Below are 17,911 nucleotides of genomic sequence, written 5' to 3' on the forward strand. Positions count from 1 at the left end.
AACCTCAGCGGGGGGCCAGGATCAGGCGCACCGGATCGAGCGGGGTCCTCGGCGGATAGTGGTCGCCAAGCAGCTGGCTGCCATGGATCGAAACCGTCGCGGGGATGACGATCTCGCCGGATTCCCCGGACGTGATCGCCCCCAGATCGAGGTGGGCCACCTCCAGGCGGTAGGTACGCGCGCTGCTGTCGGCGACGGTGACGACCGCCCCGGTCGGGCCGATCTCCAGCATGGGGTCGGCGAGGCAGACCGAGAGCATGCCGCCATGGGCCTCGAACCGCACCTCGCCCAGGAACGAGCCGTGTCCCTCGAGCCTGCCATCGGCGTCCAGCCTCAGGTCGCCGCCCGGGACCGCGGCGAAGGTGAACGCCCCGTCGTCCGCGCGCTCGGCGCCGTCGCGGGCCTCGATCACGCCGCCCGTGGCCTCCACATAGGTCCGGAAGCTCTGCTTCACGCCCCAACTGAGCGCCGTCACCCGCGGCTGGTGTTCGGTCATCTTACCATCCCCAACGCCCGGCCGGCGCCTCAGCGCGCGACGGTGACTTCCTTGATCAGCGCCTGGACGGGGCCCTTCTCGCCGACGCTCCACATGACCTTCAGGTGGGCCAGGGTCCGGCTCGCGGCCTCGTCCATCTTCCACTCGCAGCCCTCGAAGCGGCAGTTCTTGAAGATCGGGACAGGACCGCCGGCATAGACCAGGCGGCAATCCCGGAACTCGCAGCCGGAAAAGCTCTCGCCGTCCAGCGATACGGTCTCATGATTGAATACGACGCCGTCCTGCATGCTCAGTCTTCCGTCGGCTCGGGATCGGCGGGCGGCCCGGCGGCCTCGGCCCGGGCGCGTTCGCGCTGCTCGCGCTTGGCGTCCGCCCGCTCGGCCGACTTGTTGGCCTTGAGCCGCTCCCGCTCCCGCTTCTCGAACTGGTAATTCGGTGTCTTCGCCATGGCTTGATCCCCTCGGGGAACGCTTGGGCCCCGCCATCTCCTAGCGCTTCCTGGCCGCGCAACGCCAGCGGAACCGGACACGGGCGAATTGAGTTCCGCCGGGCCTCAGCGCACCAGGTCGCCGCCTTCGAGCGCGCTGTTTGCTGTTTTGACAGCAACGTCAAAACTGTTTCCGGGCAAAAATTTGGCCCGCTGCGGGGGATAATCGCAGCGGGCCTTATTTTGAGCAGTCGCTCTTATTGAGCGGGCGTTTCCTCCCCGAAACGCCGGAGACTGGAAGACTTGCGCCGCCATGTCTCTCGCAGGACTGAGAAAACGGCAATTTCTGACCCGAGTCAATGCGTCGAAATCATCGTACAGGGTAAATCTTGGTCGAACTTATCCGGCGACGGCGATTGTAGCGTGCCGGGCGACAAGTTTTGACGGCTCCGTCAGTTTTGCACTCGCACACGTAGTGTTTCGTACGAGCCACAACCGACATCATAGACGAAGTCGGGGCTGGAGGCTGTGACCGGTCCGATTCCGGCGCTCGCCAGGGCGATGGAGGCCTCGGCGATCCTTTCGACCGGTGTCAGGAGGCCGTTCGGCCGGCGGGTGGCGCCGCGCGCCACAAGGCCCTCCACGACCTGGGCGTCGCGCGGATCGGCGGGCCATGTCAGGATGGCGCTGTCGTGGGCGGTGGCGCGGGCCTCGATGGTCCGCAGCAGCCGTTCGGCCACGCCGAGTTGGCCGTCCCGCCAATCGGCGCGCAGCGAGGCGGTCAGGTGAGCCTGGCTCTTCAGGATCACCCCGTCCGACAGGATCTTCAGGCCGTTGGCGACCAGGGTCGCTCCGGTGGTGGTGATGTCGACCACCAGTTCGGCCGAGCCCGCCGCCGGCGCGCCCTCGGTGGCCCCGCCGGATTCGGTGATCCGGTAGTCGGCGACCCCGTGGCGGGCGAAGAAGGTTCGCGTCTGAACCAAGTACTTGGTGGCCACCCGCATCCGGCGGCCGGTGCGCGCCACCAGCTCGTGGCCTACCTCCTCCAGGTCGGCCATGGTCTCCACATCCAGCCAGCTCTTGGGCACCGCCACCACCAGGTCGGCGCGGCCGAAGCCGAGCGCCCGCAACAGCAGCACGCGGGCGTCGACATCGCCGCCGCGCTCACGCAGCAGGTCCTCGCCGGTGATCCCCAGATGGACTTCGCCCGCGTCCAGGGCCTCGGCGATGTCGCCGGCCGAGAGCAGCCGCACCTGGACGCCCCGGACCCCCTTGAGCTCGGCCATGTAGCCCCGCGATCCGCCGGAGACGGAGAGGGATAGTCCGCAATCGGACAGCCAGGCCTCGACCTGTTCCTTGAGCCGGCCCTTGGAGGGCACGGCGACGATCAGGGGTGCGCTCATGCCTCGCCTCCCGCCCAGGCCCGCCAGGGCCGGACCATGCAGCCCACGGCCTGGACGGCCGCCGTTCCGCCCAGCCGCGCGGGCAGGCCGTCATAGCGACCGCCTACCGCCACCGCCCGATCCGGGGCCAGGGCGGCCGAGCGGACCTCGAAGGTCAGGCCGTCGTAATAGTCGAAGGCGTGGCCGAGCGCCGTGGCGAAACGCAGGCGATCGGCCGGGACCCCGGCGGCGGCCAGCAGCTCCAGCCGCCGGCTCCAGCCGCCGAGCGCGGCCTCGAGTGCGGCCGACTTGCCGGCTATGGCGCGCACCGCGGCGAAGGCGGCCCGCGGCGCGTCGTCCACCGCGAGGAAGCGGCGCACGGCCTGCGCCTGGTCCAGGGTGAGCGCCGGCGCGCGGGCGGCCTCGGCCCGGCGGATCAGCCGCTGGGCGATCTCGGCGGCGCCGCGTCCGCCCACCGGCTCGACCCCGGCCAGCGACCAGACCTCTTCCAGCAGGCTGGCGGCGTCGGTCTCCGACAACCCGGCGAGCAGGTCGGCGAGGCGTCCATTGTCGTCGACCGTCGGCTCGCTCCCGGCCCGGGCCAGTTCGGCGGCCAGCAGGCGCGGCCGGGCGGCGACCCGCTTCAACCGCGCGGCCAGGGGCGGCGCCAGGCCTTGCGTCTCCAGAAAGGCGGAGAACAGCGCGATGTCGCCCAGGTGCAGGGTCAGGTCGCCGCGCCCGCCGGCCGCGGCCGAAGCCCAGGCCAGGGCGGCGATCTCGGCGTCGGCTTCCAGGGTCTCGCCGTCGGCGGCGAAGCGTTCAAGGCCGATCTGGCGGAACTCGTCGGGCTGGTCGGAGCCGAGGGCGGCGCGGAAGGCCTTGCCCTCATAGTAGTAGCGTCCCGCCGCGCGGCCGCTCTCCAGGTGCTGGCGCACCACCGGCACGGTGAAGTCCGGACGCAGGCACGTCTCCTCCCCGCCCGCTGCCTGGACCACGAACAGCCGCGCGCGCATGGCCTCGCCGGCCAGGTCGAGCAACAGGCCGAGCGGCTGCAGGATCGGCACGTCGACGACCTCGGCGCCGAGCGTCTCGAACGGTGCGCGGATCGCGGCCAGGGCGGCGGCGGGAACGGCGGGTTCGGCCCTCACTTGCCCACCTTGAGCTGGTCAGCGTCCAGGATCCTGCGCACCGTCGCCACCAGTTCGGCGCGGTCGACCACCTGCTGGCCCGGCCGTTGCTCGCGCCATTCGGCGTTGTCGGTGACCGCCGAGGCGAGCTCGCGGCCGAGGTCGAGGTCCTTGATCGTCACCTTGCCTGCGGCGATCTCGTCCCCGCCAAGGATGACGGCGGCGGGCGACAGACGGCGGTCGGCATATTTCATCTGCGGCCGCATGCCCGAAGTCCCGAGATAGACCTCCGCGGCGATCCCGGCGGCGCGCAGCTCACCGGCGGCCTTGAAATACTCGGCCATGTCGTCCTGGCTGAAGGCGATCACCACCACGGGACCGCGCGCTTCGCCGCCCTGTTCCCGCCCCGCCGCGCGCAGGGCCGAGGCCAGGCGCGAGACCCCGAACGAGAAGCCGGTGGCCGGGACCTGCTGACCGGTGAAGCGGGCCACCAGGTCGTCATAGCGCCCGCCGCCGCCGATGGAGCCGAAGCGCATGGGGGCGCCCTTGTCATCCTTGGTCTCCAGCAGCAGCTCGGCCTCGAACACTGCGCCGGTGTAGTATTCCAGCCCACGCACGATCGAAGGCTCGAACACAGCCCGGTCCGGCCCGACGCCGAGGCTGATCAGGGCCTGATGAATGGCCGACAGCTCGGCCAGGCCGGCGTCGCCTTCCGCCGAGCCGCCGATGATGTTGGAGATCTGATCCAGGGTCTCGACTCGGCCCCCAGCCCCCGCCGCGACGAAGGCCAACACCGCCTCGGCCCCAGCGGTGTTCAGGCCCGCGCCCTTGGTGAAGGCGCCGGACTCGTCCTTGCGGCCCTCGCCCAGCAACAGGCGCACGCCCTCGGGACCCAGGCGATCCAGCTTGTCGACGGCGCGCAGCACGGCCAGCTTCTGCCCCTCGTCGGCGACGCCGGCGGTGGCCAGCAGGCCGTTCAGCAGTTTGCGGTTGTTGATCTTCACCACCGACGAGCCGGCCGGCAGGCCCGCGGCCTCCAGCCCCTCGACCACCATGGCGATGATCTCGGCGTCGGCCTCCGGGCGGGCCGAGCCCACGGTGTCGGCGTCGCACTGGGTGAATTCGCGGAACCGGCCGGGGCCGGGCTTCTCGTTGCGCCAGACCGTGCCGAAGGCGTAGCGGCGGAACGGCTTGGGCAAGGTCTCCCAGTTCTGGGCCACGAACCGGGCGAGCGGCGCGGTCAGGTCGTAGCGCAGGGCCATCCACTGCTCGTCGTCGTCCTGCAGGGCGAAGACGCCCTCGTTGGGACGGTCGGCGTCGGGCAGGAACTTGCCCAGCGCATCGGCATACTCGAAGGCGCCGGTGTCGAAGGCCTCGAAGCCGTAGCGCTCATAGACCGCCGACACCTTCTCCAGGATCTGGCGTTCGGCGGCCAGGTCGCGGGCGCGGCGGTCGTTGAAGCCGCGCGGCGCGCGGGCTTCGGGGCGGGGTGCGTCGCTGGTCATCGCGCTCGCCTAAAGGCTGGCGCGCGGGACGGCAAGGCTGGGCGGGAAACTGGGAAGTCCATCGTCGGGTCCTTCAGGCGAAAGGTTCGACGGATGGAGCGCGATCAGCGAGCCCCATCCGCGTGTTGCGGGGGCTCGGGCGAGGGTCGCTTTAGGCCATGCGATCCCGGCCGATCCCGCTCAGCGAGGTCGGATGGTGGTGGCCGTGCTGGTGCGAGACGCGCGTCATGACGGCGGCGCTATAGCCCAGAAGTGTGAACGTGGCGAGTCCGCCCGGGATCATCGCGACGGCTTTGCTATCGAGTTTCCATACTGTCGAATCTAGCCGATGACCCCGACACCGCCGGTGGCGGCGATGACCTGGCCCTGGATGAACTCGGCCTCTGGGGAGAGCAGGTACTCCACCAGCGAGGCGTAGTCCGCATCCCGGCTGGCGCGGCCGGAGGGGTTGGAACGGGCGGCGCGGTCGACCACCGACTGGGCGGCTTCCTCGCCGCCCACCATGGCCGCCACCGAGGTGGTGTGGACCAGGCCGGGCGCGACGCCGTTGATCCGCACCCCGCGTGGCGCCAGCTCGGCCACCAGATAGCGGACAATGGCCTCGGCCAGGGCCTTGCCGACCCCCAGCGCCCCGTAATTGGCCGAGGGGATACGCGCGCCCATGCTGGTGATAAACACCACCGAGGAGCCGCGCCCCAGCAGGTGCTGGGCGGCATGGACCAAGTAGAGCAGCGACAGGCCGTTGGTTTCCACCGCCTGACGGAACCGCACCAGGTCGGCGCCGAGCAGGGTGGTCGGATAGATCATCGCCGCGGAGTGGACGATGTGGCTGAGGCCGTGGCCCAGGCCCTCGACCTCGGCGATCAGCGCCGCCGACCCCTCGATGGTCCCCACGTCGCCCTTGACCAGATCCACCGCCGCGCCGGTGGCGGCGATCTGGGCGCGGGCGGCTTCAGCCGCCGCCTCGTCGCTGTGATAGGCCAGCACCACGCGACCGTGGACCGGAGCCAGCCGCCTGGCGATGGCCAAGCCGATACCCTTGGTCCCGCCTGTGACCAGGACGGTCATGGCTGGGTGGTCGAGAGGTCGGGGGTCTTGTAGTCCATGCCCTCCAGCGCCGGACTGGCGTCGGCGGCGTCGAAGCCGGCCATGATCGCGGCGAACCGCATCTGGACCAGGCCGCGCATGTCGGGGTGGGTGAAGATGTAGGGCTCGTTGGCCAGCACGGCCTCCAGCACCCGCTTGCCGACCCGCTCCGGATCGATCCCACTCTCAACGGCGGAATCGGCGACGATCTCGCTGACTGTCGGCCCGCCGTACTGAGCCTGGCGGGCGCGGCCCGACTGGTTGATCTTGGTCTTCACGAACCCCGGGCAGAGCACCGCCACATGGATGTTCTCCGGCGCCAGCTGGCGCAGCCAGCCCTCGGACATGGCGACCACCGCGTACTTGGTGGCGCTGTAGGGCTCCATGCCCGGCGGGGAGATAAGGCCCGCCATCGAGGCGGTATTGATGAAGCAGCCGCCTTCCCCGTGCGCGCGCACATGGGGCAGGAAGGCGTCCATGCCATAGACCACGCCCATCAGGTTCACCGCCAAGATCCAGTCCCAGTCGACGGGCTTCACCTGGCCGATCGGCCCGCCGACGCCGACGCCGGCGTTGTTGGCCACCAGGTGAACCTTGCCGAAGGTCGCGACGGTCCGGCTCGCCGCGGCCTCCACCGCCTTGCGGTCGGCGACGTCGCAGATCACGCTCGAAGCCCGGATCTGGCGCTCCTCCAGGTCGGCGACCGCCTTGGCCAGGGGCGCCTCCTCGATATCGGCCAGCATGACGTTCATGCCCGCTTCGCCGAAGGCGTGGGCCATGGCCAGGCCAAGCCCGCTGGCCCCGCCGGTGATGAACGCCGTCTTGCCCTTCAGGTCGCGCATGGCGCCCTCCCCAATCTTGTCTGTCGTTCTGTTCTAGGTCTTCAGGCGCGCGACGAGGCTCGCCGTCGATGGATCGTGCGCCCCCGGAGCGCCGCCTTCCAGCTCCTTGAGGATGGTCACCGCCAGGCTCTTGCCCAACTCCACCCCCCACTGGTCGAAGGAATTGATCCCCCACAGCACGCCTTCGACGAAAGTCTTGTGCTCGTAGAGCGCCAGCAGGGCGCCGAGGGACGGCGGGGTGAGCGCGTCCAGCAGGATGAAGCTGGACGGGCGGTCGCCATGGAAGGTCTTCTGCGGCGCCAGTTCGTCGATGGCGGCCTGGGCCATGCCCTGGGCCGCCAGCTCGGCGCGGACGGCGGCCTCGGGCTTGCCGACCATCAGGGCCTGCGCCTGGGCGACGGCGTTGGCCAGCAGCTTGGCCTGGGAGGCCGCCTCGCCCTCGGAGGCCCGGCGCACCGCCAGGATGTCGATGGGGATGATGTCGGTCCCCTGGTGCATCATCTGGAAGAAGGCGTGCTGCACATTGGTTCCGGCGTCGCCGAACACCGTGGCCGAGGTCGCCCGCGCCACGGGTCGGCCGTGGGCGTCGACCTGCTTGCCGTTCGATTCCATCTCCAGCTGCTGCAGGAAGGTGGGCAGGAGATGCAGGCGCTGGGCGTAGGGAACCACGGCGCGGACGGGCCGGCCGAGGCCGTTGCGGTTGAAGATGTGGGCCAGGGCCAGCAGCACCGGGGCGTTGGCCTGGAGCGGCGCGGTCTGGAAGTGGCGATCCATGGCGTGGGCGCCGCTCAGCAGGCCCTCGAAGGCCTGCCAGCCGAGCGCGATGGCGCAGGAGAGCCCCACCGAGGACCAGACCGAATAGCGGCCGCCCACCCAGTCGCCGAAGCCGAACACCTGGTCGTCGGGCACGCCGAAGGCGGCGGTCTCCTTTGGCGCGGCGGAGACGGCGATCAGGTGGCCGTCGCCAGCCTTGCCCAGGGCGGAGCGCAGCCAGGTCCGGGCGATCTGCGCATTGGTGATCGTCTCGAGCGTGGTGAAGGTCTTGGAGACCACCACCACCAGGGTCTGCGCCGGATCGAGGCCGGCGAGCGCCAGGGCCATGTCGGCAGGGTCCACATTGGCCACGAAGCGCAGCTCGATCGCGGGTTCCACCGGCCGCAGGGCGTCCCAGACCAGGCGGGGCCCGAAGTCCGAGCCGCCGATGCCGATGTGGACGATGGACCTGAACCGCTTGCCGGTGGCGCCGAGCTTGGCGCCAGAGTTCACCGCCTGGACGAAGGCGCGCATGGCGGCGCGGACGGCGTCGATCCCGGCCGACACCGGCTCGCTGTCAGCCTTGAAGTCGGCGCCCGGCGGCGCGCGCAGCGCCATGTGCAGGGCCGCGCGGCCCTCCGAGGCGTTGACCACGGCGCCGGCGAAATGCCGGTCGCGCGCCGCCTCGATCCCGCCGGCGCGGGCGAGGTCCAGGGCGACATCGCGGTCGGCCAGGGACCAGGGCTGCTTGGAGAGATCGAGATAGAGGCCGGCGGCTTCCAGCGACAGGGCCGCGACCCGATCAGGCTCGGCGGAAAACAGGCTGTCGATGCGACGGTCGCGGGCGGCGTGCGCGGCGGCTTCCAACTTGGACCAGGCGGCTTTGAGCATGCGGCTAAGTTCGGCCCTCTTGCGGCGGTAGCAACGCGTTTACCCTGCGGGCGTAGCAAAAGCCTCCAGCCCTGTCTTTCGCCATTCGCTCTTGAGGGACCGCCATGTCCTGCGACGTCGCCACCGCCATCGCCGTGCTCTGGCTGGCCGCCGCCCCGGCGCCGGCGGGCGCGGGGATCAGCCCGCCACCCCCGCCGCCCGGCGTGTCGGTGGCCCGCGAGCCCTTGTTCGCCGACATCGTCGCCCGGGCCGGCGCGCTCAAGGCCGCGGTCGAGGCCTTCAAGGCCGCGCCGCCGACGCCCGCCTTCAAGCAGGAGATCGCCGAGCTGGCCGCCCTGAACATGCGGGGCCACGTGGAACTCGCCAAGCGGGGCACGGACGGCGACCTGAAGTGCATCCTCAAGGGGATCGCCGAGGACCTGCCGCTGAAGCTGAAGGCCCTGGAAGCCGCGACCACCGACAAGGACCGCCTGCGGGCGGTCCAGGACCTGGGCTACCTGCTGAACGACAATGTCGAGGTGATCACCGCCCCGCCGGAGGGGCAGGTCTAGGGCGCACGACCGCCGAGAATGCGTGGATGCTCCCCTTCTGGGGGAGCTGTCACCGGAGGTGACTGAGGGGGACTTTGACTCTCATTTGCGGCCTTCAACTCCCTCCACCGCTTCGCGGTCCCCCTCCCCCAAAATCGCGCTGCGCGCTGGGGGAGGATCTAGGGACTCAGCGGTCCTGGGCGGCTTCCAAGGCGCGGACAACCAGGCCTTCGGTCAGGATCTGCGGCAGGATGACTCCGTCGCCGCCCTTGGCGCCGTAGACCAGATAGAGCGGCACGCCGGCCCGGCCGTGCTTGGCCAGCTCAGCGGCGATCTCGGCGTCCTTCAACGTCCAGTCGGCCTTCAGGTAGACCGCCCCGGTCGCCTTGAAGGCGTCGGCGACGCCCTGGCTGGTCAGCGCGACGCGCTCATTGACCTGGCAGGTGACGCACCAGGCGGCGGTGAAGTTGACGAACACCGGCTTGCCGGCGGCCCGCGCTGCCGCGAGCTTCTCGGGGCTGTAGGCTTCGTAGGGGATGGAGGCCGTCGCGCCCGGCGCGGCGCCAGGGGTGGCGCTGGGCGCGACCCCGTAGTTCGGCCAGACGGCGGCGAGGGTCGCGGCGATCGCCAGCACCGCGCCGACGCCAGCCAGGGCGAACGGCCTGCCGCCCGCCGCGGCGCGGCGCTGGGCCGCGCCCAGCAGCCAGACGGCCAGGGCCAGGACCACGGCGGCGGCGAAAACGCGGGCCAGGGCGGTGTTGCCAGCCTGGACGGCGAGCACCCAGACGAGCCAGGCGGCGGTCCCGTACATCGGGAAGGCCATCAGCTTCTTGAAGCCGTCCATCCATGGGCCGGGCTTGGGCAGGCGCGAGAGCAGGCCTGGCACGAAGGCGGCGAGCGCGAAGGGGGCGGCGAAGCCGAGGCCGAGCGCCAGGAAAACTGCCAGGGCGGCCGGCGCACTCTGGGTCAGCGCCCAGCCGAGGGCGGGCGCCATGAAAGGCGCCGTGCAGGGGGCGGCCACCGCCACGGCCAGGGCGCCGGTGAAGAAGGCGCCGGCCAGGCCGCCGCGGCTGGCCAGGCCAGAGCCCGCGCCCTGCAGGGAGGTCCCGACCTCGAACACGCCGGAGAGATTGAGCGCCACGGCCAGCATGAGCAGGGCCAGGCCCGCCACCACCGGAGGCGACTGTAGCTGGAAGCCCCAGCCCACCGCCGCCCCGCCCGCGCGCACCGCGATCAGCACCCCGGCCAGGGCCAGGAAGGTCGTCAGCACGCCGGCCAGGAAGGCGATCCCCTGGGCCTGGGCCGCGCGGCGCTCGTGGGCGTGGCCGGCCAGGGAGGTGGCCTTCATGGCCAGGATCGGGAAGACGCAGGGCATCAGGTTGAGGATCAGCCCGCCCAGGAAGGCGAAGGCGGCCGCCAGCGGCAGGCCCAGCGCCGCGCCGCCGGACGCCTTGGCCGGCGCGCCCAGGCCCGAGGCGCCGGGCGGCAGGGCCCCCGCCTTGGCCGCGATCTCATAGGCCTTGCCGCCCAGGCTCAACACGCCCGCCATGGCTTGGGGACCCGCGCCCTCCTGGAAGGCGTAGCCGGGGGTCAAGGTCAGGGTCAGTCCGTCGGCCCCGCGCTCGATGGCCTGGGGCTTGGCGTGGTCGATGACCGTGGAGTCGAAGGGGAAGAAATAGGCCTCTCCCAGGTCTGCGCCCTTGAGCGCGGCCCCGGTGACCGCCAGGGCGACAACGGCGCCCCGCCTGGCGAAGGCCGCGTCGAGCCCGGCTGGGGCAGGCGCCTCGGCGAGCGTCCTGGCGATGGCCGCCCCCCACTTGGGATCAGGCTGGGCCAGGCCGTCGGCCACCGGAAGGGTGAGAGTCAGGACCGCGTCCTCGGGGACGCAGATCTCCTCGCAGACCAGGAAGGCGGCGGCGGCCTTCAGGGTGACGGTCTCGCCCGGCCTGGCGGTGGCCGGGACCGTGATCGGCACGGGCAGCAGCACCTCGTCGTGATAGCCGTAATTCATCAGCGGGCCGGTCGGCTGGCGCTGCGGGGTCGGCCAGACGATGTCGCCGGCGGTCCAGCCGGCGGGCAGGGTCCACACCACCCTGGTGGCCTCGCCGCTGTCGCCGGAATTGCGCCAGTAGGTGTGCCAGCCCTTGTCGATCTTCTGGCGCACGGCGACATAGGTGGTGGCGCCCGGCGTCACCGTGGCGTCGCGAGCCACCAGCTCGGCGACCAGATGGCCGGTGTCCACCGGCTGGGCCATGGCCGGGAAGGCCGCCAGCAGGGCCAGAGCCGCAGCCACCTTCGCGAAGAAACGCGTCATCCACTCATCCCGACAAGCTGTGCAGGCTATATGGCCCGGCGCGGGCCATCCGCAAAGCTACGCCTGGGTCGCGGGGGCGGATGCTCAGTCTCCAGATCCTCCCCCAGCGCGCGCAGCGCGATTGGGGGAGGTGGCGCGTCGCCCCCTTTGGCGACGTGACGGAAGGGGCTCAAGCCCACAAAGAAGAGTCAAAGTCCCCCTCAGGCCCTTCGGGCCAGCTCCCCCGGGAGGGGAGCATCTTTGGGCTGAGCTTCAGAGCGTGATCCAGCGCCTCGGCCACTTCCAGCCGAGGGGGCGGACCTCGCCGGGCTTCAGCGCCAGGGCGCGGACGGTCTGGGCGGAGAGCTCGCTGACCACGTGGACCGGCTCCAGTCCGCCGACCGGGCTCCCGGCCACGCCGCCGATCAGCATCGCCTTGTCGATGGCGGTCCATTCGGCCTTGTTGCGATCTGCGTGGCCGACGGCGAAGAAGTGGCGCAGGGGCGCGGGCTCCCCGGCCAGCTCCACCATCACCCCGATCATCCAGCCGCTCGACATGGCGCGGTCCTAACACGCCTCCAGCGCCGTGGAGACGGCGATCTCGTCCATGGCTTGGAAGGGGCGCTGGAGCAGGCGTTCGGTCTGCAGGACATTCGCCATCGCCATCCCTATCTTCGACATCAGGATGGGGTGGCCTATGCTTGCGGCCAAGTGTTGCGCGGCCACACTCGACTTGTCGCCTTCACCCGCCATCATCGGCGAATCAGCGTTTATCCGGAGTGTCAGGCCATGCCCGCGTCGTTCGACGATATCGAGATGGGTCAGGTGGTGTCGCTGGGGGAGATCCCCGTGGACGCCGGCGCGCTGGACGCCTTCATCGCCGCCTTCGCGCCCGGCTGGCCCGCCGAGCGCGGCGCGCCCGACGCCATGGTCTATGCGATCTGGTGCCGGCTGGACGCCGCCTCGGCCATGGAGTGGCCCCAGACCAAGCGCCTGGGGGTCGACGCCCTGCGCTGGGCGCGCAACCCGCCGGCCGGCGAGCTGCTGCGCGGCCGGATGACGGTTATGGGCAAGGATCCCGTCGGCGACGGCAAGGGCATCGTCATCGCCCAGCACGACCTGTTGGACGAGGCCGGGCGGCTGGTCTTCTCCTGCCTGACGCGGAGCGTGTTCTCGCGGTAGCCCAAACAGAAACGGCGGACCTCGCGGCCCACCGTTTCGATTGTCGACTCGCCGAAAGCCTTAGGCGTTGGCCGCCTGGGGCTGGGCGTTCAGGCGGGCGGTGGCCAGCGCGATGAGGCGATCCCAGCCGACCAGCGAGTTCAGATGGCAGTAGATCTGGCCGAGCGCGCCGTTGTCGCGCAGCTCGACGAATTTGTCGGCCGGCAGGGCGTTGAGCTTGGTTTCCGAGACGCCGAAATACTCGGCGACCTTCTGCGGCTCGCCGGCGGTGCCGTCGGGATTGGTCGGGGTGAAGTTGGCGGTCTTCAGCTCGAACAGGTCCAGGTCCTTGAGGATCTGCACGAAGCTGGCCGTGCGCTGACGCTCGGCCTCGTAGTCGTTGCAGAACTGGATGCAGCCCTGTGTGTATTCGGTGGGCTGACCCTTGTCGTCGAAGAAGGCCATGTCGCCGCCCTCGACGATGAATTCCGCGGCGCGGTCGATGCAGAGGATCATCTGGCCCGCGGCGCTGTCATTGGCGAACACGAACGGATAGCGGCGGATGTAGGCCGGGATGTAGACGCCGGGCTCGAACATGCCGTCGTCCTGCAGGAACATGTTGGTTCCCGGATTCAGGCCCATGACCTGGAGCGGGATCTTCTCGTCGCCGACGAAGATGATCGGACCGCAGACCGCGCCCAGGCTGAACTCGGTGACGGTGATCGGAACGGCGTGGCCTTCGCGGGCGAACTTGAAGGGCCCGTCCATGCGCTTGACGCCGAGGTTCTTGTGCAGGTCGACGGAGAGCGGCTCCGGCTTGGAGTAGAACAGCACATTGCCGGAAATCTGGCCCGAGCCGGTTTGGGTGGTCGCCATTGCTGAGATGATCCTGGGCGATTGAAGTTGGAATGTCGGCGGGCCGTTCGAGGCCCGTCCCGACAAGGTCGCCGCTTCTACCCGATGCATGGCGGGGCGGCAAATGGCCTCGCGCGCTGCTTGCCTCCGCGGGGCCGAACGGCTTCAATCCGCCGCATAGCGAAACGCCGCCAAGGCGACATACCGGAGGATATATTTTTATGGCGATTTTTTACCCCGACATTCTCGACCAGAAGACCGCCCCGCGGACCTTCAGCTACGGCGACAAGGACGTGATGCTGTACGCGCTGGGCGTCGGCCTGGGCCAGGACCCCATGAACGAGACGGAGCTCGCCTTCGTCTACGAGAAGAACCTCAAGGTTATCCCGACCGCGGCCACGGTGCTGGCCTCGGGCCTGCGCGGCGCCGCGGGCCCCGCCCCGGAGATGCCGGCCGGCCATCGCCCCAGCCAGATCAACTTCCTGATGGTGGTCCATGGCGAGCAGAAGGTTGAGCTGCACAAGCCCCTGACGGCCAGCGGGACCTATACCGCCACCAGCCGCACCGCCGGCGCCTTCGACAAGGGCGAGGGCAAGGGCGCGGTGATCATCAACGAAACCATCTGGACCGACGACAAGGGCGAGAAGGTCGCCACCCTGACCGGCTCCACCTTCGCCCGCGGCGACGGCGGTTTCGGGGGCCCCTCGGAAGGCGCGCCCGAGCCGCACGTCGTGCCGACCCGCCCGGCCGACCTGTCGGTGGACTTCACCACCCGCGAGGACCAGGCCCTGCTCTACCGCCTGAACGGCGACCGCAACCCGCTTCACTCCGATCCGGACGTGGCCAAGCGGGCGGGCTTCCCGCGGCCGATCCTGCACGGGCTGTGCACCTACGGCATCACCTGCCGCGCCGTGCTGCAGGCCATCACCGACTTCGACCCCGACCAGATCCTCAGCCACCAGGCGCGGTTCTCCGCCCCGGTCTTCCCGGGCGACACCATCACCGTCGACCTCTGGAAGGACGGCAAGAACATCTCCTTCGAGGCCCGCGTGAAGGAACGCGGCGCCACGGTGATCAAGAACGGCCTGACCGTCCTGCGGTAGCCGGCGTCTCCTCCTCTCCCCTTTCAAGGGGAGAGGCAGGGTGAGGGGATGCGTCGCGAAGCGGCGCTGTCCGGTCCATCGACCTGTTCAGTGCGGCGGCGAAGCCCCCCTCACCCAACCTCTCCCCCCGAAGGCGGGTGGAGAGGGGCAGGTAAGGTCTGGCCGAGGCGCATTCCCAATTTTTGGGAGCCGTTCTAGAGAGGGGCGATGTTCCGCACGCCCAAGCTCCTCGCCAGCGCGGCCCTGGCCGTCGCCCTCGCCGCCTGTTCCAGCCTGACGCTCCCAAACACGCCGGCCGCCGTGGCGCCCGTGGACGAGAGCCTGGTCGCCCATCCCATCCCGACCACCCTGACCGGCTATCTCGCCGCCGGCGCCATCGACGGAACCGCCCTGCTGGGCCCGCCGCCGGCGCCCGACAGCCTGCGCGGCCAGGCCGACCGGGCGCGCTATCTCGAGACCCGATCCCTGGAGGGCAGCGCCCGCTGGGCGCAAGCCAAGGTGGACAACGACCTGTGGGGCGGCGGGGCGCTGAAGCAGTACGCGTGCAAGATGGGCGTCGCGATCGACGCCAGGCAGACCCCGTCCACCCTGCGGGTGCTGGAGCGGGTGGAGCTGGACGTGCGCACGGTCGGCAAGCCGGCCAAGGACCACTACAACCGCCCGCGGCCGATGGTCGGGGACGACCGGGCCATCTGCGTTCCGCGCGAGGCCTGGATGAAGACCAACGCCTCCTATCCTTCCGGCCACGCCATGACCGGCTGGGTCTGGGCGCTGATCCTGGCCGAGCTCATGCCGGCCAAGACCGACGGCCTGCTTGCGGTTGGCAAGTCGGTGGGCGACAGCCGGGCCATCTGCGGCGTGCACTATCCCAGCGACATCGAGGCCGGCCGGACCCTGGGCGCGGCCATGGTCGCCACCCTGCACGGCGACCCGGAGTTCCAGGCCGACATGCGCAAGGCCCGCGCCGAGGTCGCCCGCGCCAGGACCGCGCCGAGCGGCTGCGGCGCCTAGGGCCGGCGCACCGCATAGACGACGTGGCGGCGCAGGGGATGGTCCTCCGCCAGCGCGGGATGGTCGAAGTCGCGGGACGGGTCAGCGATCATGCCGATGCGGGTCATCACGGCCTGGGACTTGAGGTTGGTCGCCGCGGTGAAGGCGATGATCTCGGGCGTGTCGATGTTGGCGAACCCCCACGCCAAGGCCGCCCTCGCCCCTTCGGTGGCCAGCCCCTGACCCTGAACGGCCGACGACAGTCGCCAACCCATCTCAATGCAGGGTCCTGGCGGGCTCTGCTCATGGAAGCGCACGCCGATCATGCCGACGAGCTGATCGTCGGACCGCCGCGCGGCCGCCCAGAAGTCATAGCCGCGCTGTGCGATGTGAGTATTGATCCGGTCAATGGTCTGGTCGCTCTCCGCACGCGTGCGGACGCCGCCCAGCCATTCGCCCACGCGCGGGTCGGCGTTCATCGCGGCGAACGCCTCGCGGTCGTCGTCGCGGAAGGCGCGCAGGATGAGGCGGGGCGTCTCGATCATGCCTGGGTCCAATCAGGCCGGACGCGGCGCCGTCAACGCGCCGTATAGGTCGGTGCGGCGGTCGCGGAAGAAGCCCCAGGCGGCGCGGTGGGCGGCGAGGAAGTCGAGGTCGAAACTGGCCTGGACCAGGCCTTCGTCGTCCCGCCCCAGGGCCGAGACCAGGTCGCCGCGATGGTCGGCGATGAAGGAGCTGCCGTAGAAGGCTTGGCCGCCGTTGGGGTAGTTGTCCCAGGGCTCGAAGCCGATGCGGTTGGCGCCCACCACCGGGATCACGTTGGAGACCGCGTGGCCCTGCATGGCGCGCCGCCAGGGGGCGGCGGTGTCGAGGGTGGCGTCGTGCGGCTCCGAGCCGATGGCGGTGGGATAGAACAGCACCTCGGCGCCCATCAGCGCCATGGCGCGCGCGGCCTCCGGGTACCACTGGTCCCAGCAGATGCCGACGCCCAGCCGGCCGAAGCGGGTGTCCCAGACCTTGAAGCCGGTGTCGCCGGGCCGGAAATAGTACTTCTCCATATAGCCCGGGCCGTCGGGGATATGGCTCTTGCGGTAGACGCCCATCAGCGAACCGTCGGCGTCGACCATCACCAGGCTGTTGAAATAGTGCGGGCCCTCGCGCTCGAAGATCGAGATCGGCAGGACCACGCCCAGTTCGGCGGCCAGCGGCGCGAGCGCGGTGACGCAGGGATGCTCCCGCCACGGATGGGCCTCTGCAAACCAGCGCTCCTCCTGGGCGACGCAGAAATAGGGGCCCTGGAACAGTTCCGACGGCAGGATCACCTGGGCGCCGTTCGCCGCGGCCTGGCGGATGAAGTCCTGCGTCTTGGCGATATTGGCGGCGAGGTCCGTCCCGTAGGCGGTCTGGATCGCGGCGACATTGATCGTGCGGGCCATCAGGCGGGCTCCTGCTGGGTGATGCAGTGGAACGACCCGCCGCCGGTCAGGATGGCGTTGGACGGCAGGCCGATGACCTCGCGGTCGGGGAACACGCTCTTCAGGGCCTCCAGGGCGAAGTCCGCGGCGCGGCCCGGCTTGTAGGTGGGCATGATCACCGCCCCGTTGGCGATGATGAAGTTCATGTGGCTGGCCGGGGCCGCTCCGCCCTCATGGCTCTCGATCCAGCCCGGAGAGGGCACGCGGACCACCTGCAGCGGGCGGCCGTCGGCGTCGGTCATGCCGGCCAAGCGGCGCGCGGCGTCGTCATAGGCCCCGCCGTTCACGTCGCCCCGGCCGAAGGCGACGGGGCAGACCACGACGCCCGGGGCGACGAAGCGCGCCAGGTTGTCCACATGGCCGTCGGTGTGGTCGTTGGCCAGGCCCTCGCCCAGCCACAGCACCTTGCGCGCGCCCAGCGCCCGGGCGAAGGCGGCCTCGGCGACGGCTTCCGTCCAGCCGGGATTGCGGTTGGGATTGAGCACGCACTGGCCGGTGGTCAGCACCGTGCCGATCCCGTCGTGGTCGACGGCGCCGCCCTCCAGGATGAAGTCGTGCTCCGTGAGCGGAACACCGGAGGCCGCGGCGATCTGGCCGGCCACCTCGTCGTCGTGCTCCAGCTCGTAGCTGCCGCCCCAGCCGTTGAAGCGGAAGCCGCGGGCCGTGTCGCGGTCCTGCTCCTTGGCGAAGATCGGCCCGGTGTCGCGCAGCCAGATATCGCCGAACCGACCGGAAACGATCTCGACCCCCGCCACCTGGCCCAACAGGCGCCGGGCCTCGGCCTCGCCGGCCGGCGATCCGGTGAGCAGGCGCACGCGCTCGGCGCCGGGTCCGGCCAGGGCGCGGGCCAGGGCGGCCACCTCGGCCTGGGCCTGGGGCAAGTCCTCCTCCCACAGCTCCGCATGGCTGGGGAAACCCAGCCACATGGCGCGGTGGCGAGCCCATTCGGCGGGGACGAGCAGGGTCATGGTCTTCCTGTGGCTATCGGACGCGCG

General features: G+C 70.6%; 19 protein-coding genes. 4 read left to right on the top strand and 15 right to left on the bottom strand.

The genetic code is table 11. The features are described 5' to 3' along the window. Positions 1 to 4: 4 nt before the first annotated feature. The 9 genes from M9M90_RS18980 to pgi form a co-directional block, all read right to left on the bottom strand. On the bottom strand, positions 5 to 496 hold the full coding sequence (locus tag M9M90_RS18980; protein ID WP_254834800.1) for an HtaA domain-containing protein: 492 nt from the start codon (positions 494 to 496) through the stop codon (positions 5 to 7). Between the two features lie 29 nt (positions 497 to 525). Next, positions 526 to 783 carry a hypothetical protein gene (locus M9M90_RS18985; protein ID WP_254834801.1) on the bottom strand — a complete coding sequence of 86 codons (258 nt, stop codon included), beginning with the start codon at positions 781 to 783 and terminating at the stop codon, positions 526 to 528. Between the two features lie 2 nt (positions 784 to 785). Continuing rightward, positions 786 to 944, bottom strand: a complete 159-nt coding sequence (locus tag M9M90_RS18990) for a hypothetical protein (RefSeq protein ID WP_254834802.1) — start codon at positions 942 to 944, stop codon at positions 786 to 788. A gap of 431 nt (positions 945 to 1,375) precedes the next feature. After that, positions 1,376 to 2,326 carry an ATP phosphoribosyltransferase gene (gene hisG / locus M9M90_RS18995; RefSeq protein ID WP_254834803.1) on the bottom strand — a complete coding sequence of 317 codons (951 nt, stop codon included), beginning with the start codon at positions 2,324 to 2,326 and terminating at the stop codon, positions 1,376 to 1,378. Next, on the bottom strand, positions 2,323 to 3,453 hold the full coding sequence (locus M9M90_RS19000) for an ATP phosphoribosyltransferase regulatory subunit (protein WP_254834804.1): 1,131 nt from the start codon (positions 3,451 to 3,453) through the stop codon (positions 2,323 to 2,325). The genes hisG and M9M90_RS19000 overlap by 4 nt, the downstream gene beginning before the upstream one ends. Further along, on the bottom strand, positions 3,450 to 4,937 hold the full coding sequence (hisS, locus tag M9M90_RS19005; RefSeq protein WP_254834805.1) for a histidine--tRNA ligase: 1,488 nt from the start codon (positions 4,935 to 4,937) through the stop codon (positions 3,450 to 3,452). Before hisS ends, M9M90_RS19000 begins: the two co-directional genes overlap by 4 nt. A gap of 321 nt (positions 4,938 to 5,258) precedes the next feature. Beyond that, positions 5,259 to 6,005, bottom strand: coding sequence for an SDR family oxidoreductase (locus M9M90_RS19010; RefSeq protein ID WP_254834806.1), 747 nt, complete (start codon positions 6,003 to 6,005; stop codon positions 5,259 to 5,261). After that, the gene (locus tag M9M90_RS19015; protein ID WP_254834807.1) at positions 6,002 to 6,865 is read right to left on the bottom strand and encodes an SDR family NAD(P)-dependent oxidoreductase; all 864 of its coding nucleotides are present in this window, start codon (positions 6,863 to 6,865) and stop codon (positions 6,002 to 6,004) included. The genes M9M90_RS19010 and M9M90_RS19015 overlap by 4 nt, the downstream gene beginning before the upstream one ends. A 33-nt stretch (positions 6,866 to 6,898) precedes the next feature. Then, a complete protein-coding gene (gene pgi, locus M9M90_RS19020; protein WP_254834808.1) occupies positions 6,899 to 8,509 on the bottom strand; it encodes a glucose-6-phosphate isomerase in 1,611 nt (536 codons plus the stop codon). A 104-nt stretch (positions 8,510 to 8,613) separates the two neighbouring features. Here pgi and M9M90_RS19025 point away from each other — a divergent pair, with 104 nt between their 5' ends. Beyond that, positions 8,614 to 9,060 carry a hypothetical protein gene (locus tag M9M90_RS19025; protein WP_254834809.1) on the top strand — a complete coding sequence of 149 codons (447 nt, stop codon included), beginning with the start codon at positions 8,614 to 8,616 and terminating at the stop codon, positions 9,058 to 9,060. Positions 9,061 to 9,226: 166 nt separating this feature from the next. On the opposite strand, the gene M9M90_RS19030 is transcribed toward M9M90_RS19025, so the two are convergent. Both M9M90_RS19030 and M9M90_RS19035 read right to left on the bottom strand, forming a co-directional pair. After that, positions 9,227 to 11,353, bottom strand: a complete 2,127-nt coding sequence (locus tag M9M90_RS19030; RefSeq protein WP_254834810.1) for a protein-disulfide reductase DsbD — start codon at positions 11,351 to 11,353, stop codon at positions 9,227 to 9,229. A gap of 252 nt (positions 11,354 to 11,605) precedes the next feature. After that, the gene (locus tag M9M90_RS19035) at positions 11,606 to 11,890 is read right to left on the bottom strand and encodes a hypothetical protein (RefSeq protein WP_254834811.1); all 285 of its coding nucleotides are present in this window, start codon (positions 11,888 to 11,890) and stop codon (positions 11,606 to 11,608) included. 231 nt (positions 11,891 to 12,121) lie between these two features. On the opposite strand from M9M90_RS19035, the gene M9M90_RS19040 reads away from it, so the two are divergent. Further along, a complete protein-coding gene (locus tag M9M90_RS19040; RefSeq protein WP_254834812.1) occupies positions 12,122 to 12,514 on the top strand; it encodes an acyl dehydratase in 393 nt (130 codons plus the stop codon). A 60-nt stretch (positions 12,515 to 12,574) separates the two neighbouring features. Here M9M90_RS19040 and M9M90_RS19045 read toward each other — a convergent pair whose 3' ends face one another. Continuing rightward, positions 12,575 to 13,369: a SapC family protein gene (locus tag M9M90_RS19045; RefSeq protein WP_254834813.1), complete on the bottom strand. Its 795-nt coding sequence runs from the start codon at positions 13,367 to 13,369 to the stop codon at positions 12,575 to 12,577. Positions 13,370 to 13,569: 200 nt separating this feature from the next. On the opposite strand from M9M90_RS19045, the gene M9M90_RS19050 reads away from it, so the two are divergent. Both M9M90_RS19050 and M9M90_RS19055 read left to right on the top strand, forming a co-directional pair. After that, on the top strand, positions 13,570 to 14,451 hold the full coding sequence (locus M9M90_RS19050; RefSeq protein ID WP_254834814.1) for a MaoC/PaaZ C-terminal domain-containing protein: 882 nt from the start codon (positions 13,570 to 13,572) through the stop codon (positions 14,449 to 14,451). Between the two features lie 207 nt (positions 14,452 to 14,658). Then, the gene (locus tag M9M90_RS19055) at positions 14,659 to 15,462 is read left to right on the top strand and encodes a phosphatase PAP2 family protein (protein ID WP_254834815.1); all 804 of its coding nucleotides are present in this window, start codon (positions 14,659 to 14,661) and stop codon (positions 15,460 to 15,462) included. Here the strand turns inward: M9M90_RS19055 and M9M90_RS19060 are convergent. Genes M9M90_RS19060 through M9M90_RS19070 form a run of 3 tightly spaced genes read right to left on the bottom strand, consistent with a single transcriptional unit; the run spans position 15,459 to position 17,884 of the window. Continuing rightward, positions 15,459 to 15,986, bottom strand: coding sequence for a GNAT family N-acetyltransferase (locus tag M9M90_RS19060; protein WP_254834816.1), 528 nt, complete (start codon positions 15,984 to 15,986; stop codon positions 15,459 to 15,461). The two genes, M9M90_RS19055 and M9M90_RS19060, sit on opposite strands and share 4 nt — an antisense overlap. Positions 15,987 to 15,998: 12 nt before the next feature. Further along, a complete protein-coding gene (aguB, locus tag M9M90_RS19065) occupies positions 15,999 to 16,877 on the bottom strand; it encodes an N-carbamoylputrescine amidase (protein WP_254834817.1) in 879 nt (292 codons plus the stop codon). After that, positions 16,877 to 17,884, bottom strand: a complete 1,008-nt coding sequence (locus tag M9M90_RS19070; protein ID WP_254834818.1) for an agmatine deiminase family protein — start codon at positions 17,882 to 17,884, stop codon at positions 16,877 to 16,879. The genes aguB and M9M90_RS19070 overlap by 1 nt, the downstream gene beginning before the upstream one ends. Positions 17,885 to 17,911 lie beyond the last annotated feature (27 nt).

The organism is Phenylobacterium sp. LH3H17 (assembly GCF_024298925.1).
Taxonomy (GTDB): Bacteria; Pseudomonadota; Alphaproteobacteria; order Caulobacterales; family Caulobacteraceae; genus Phenylobacterium.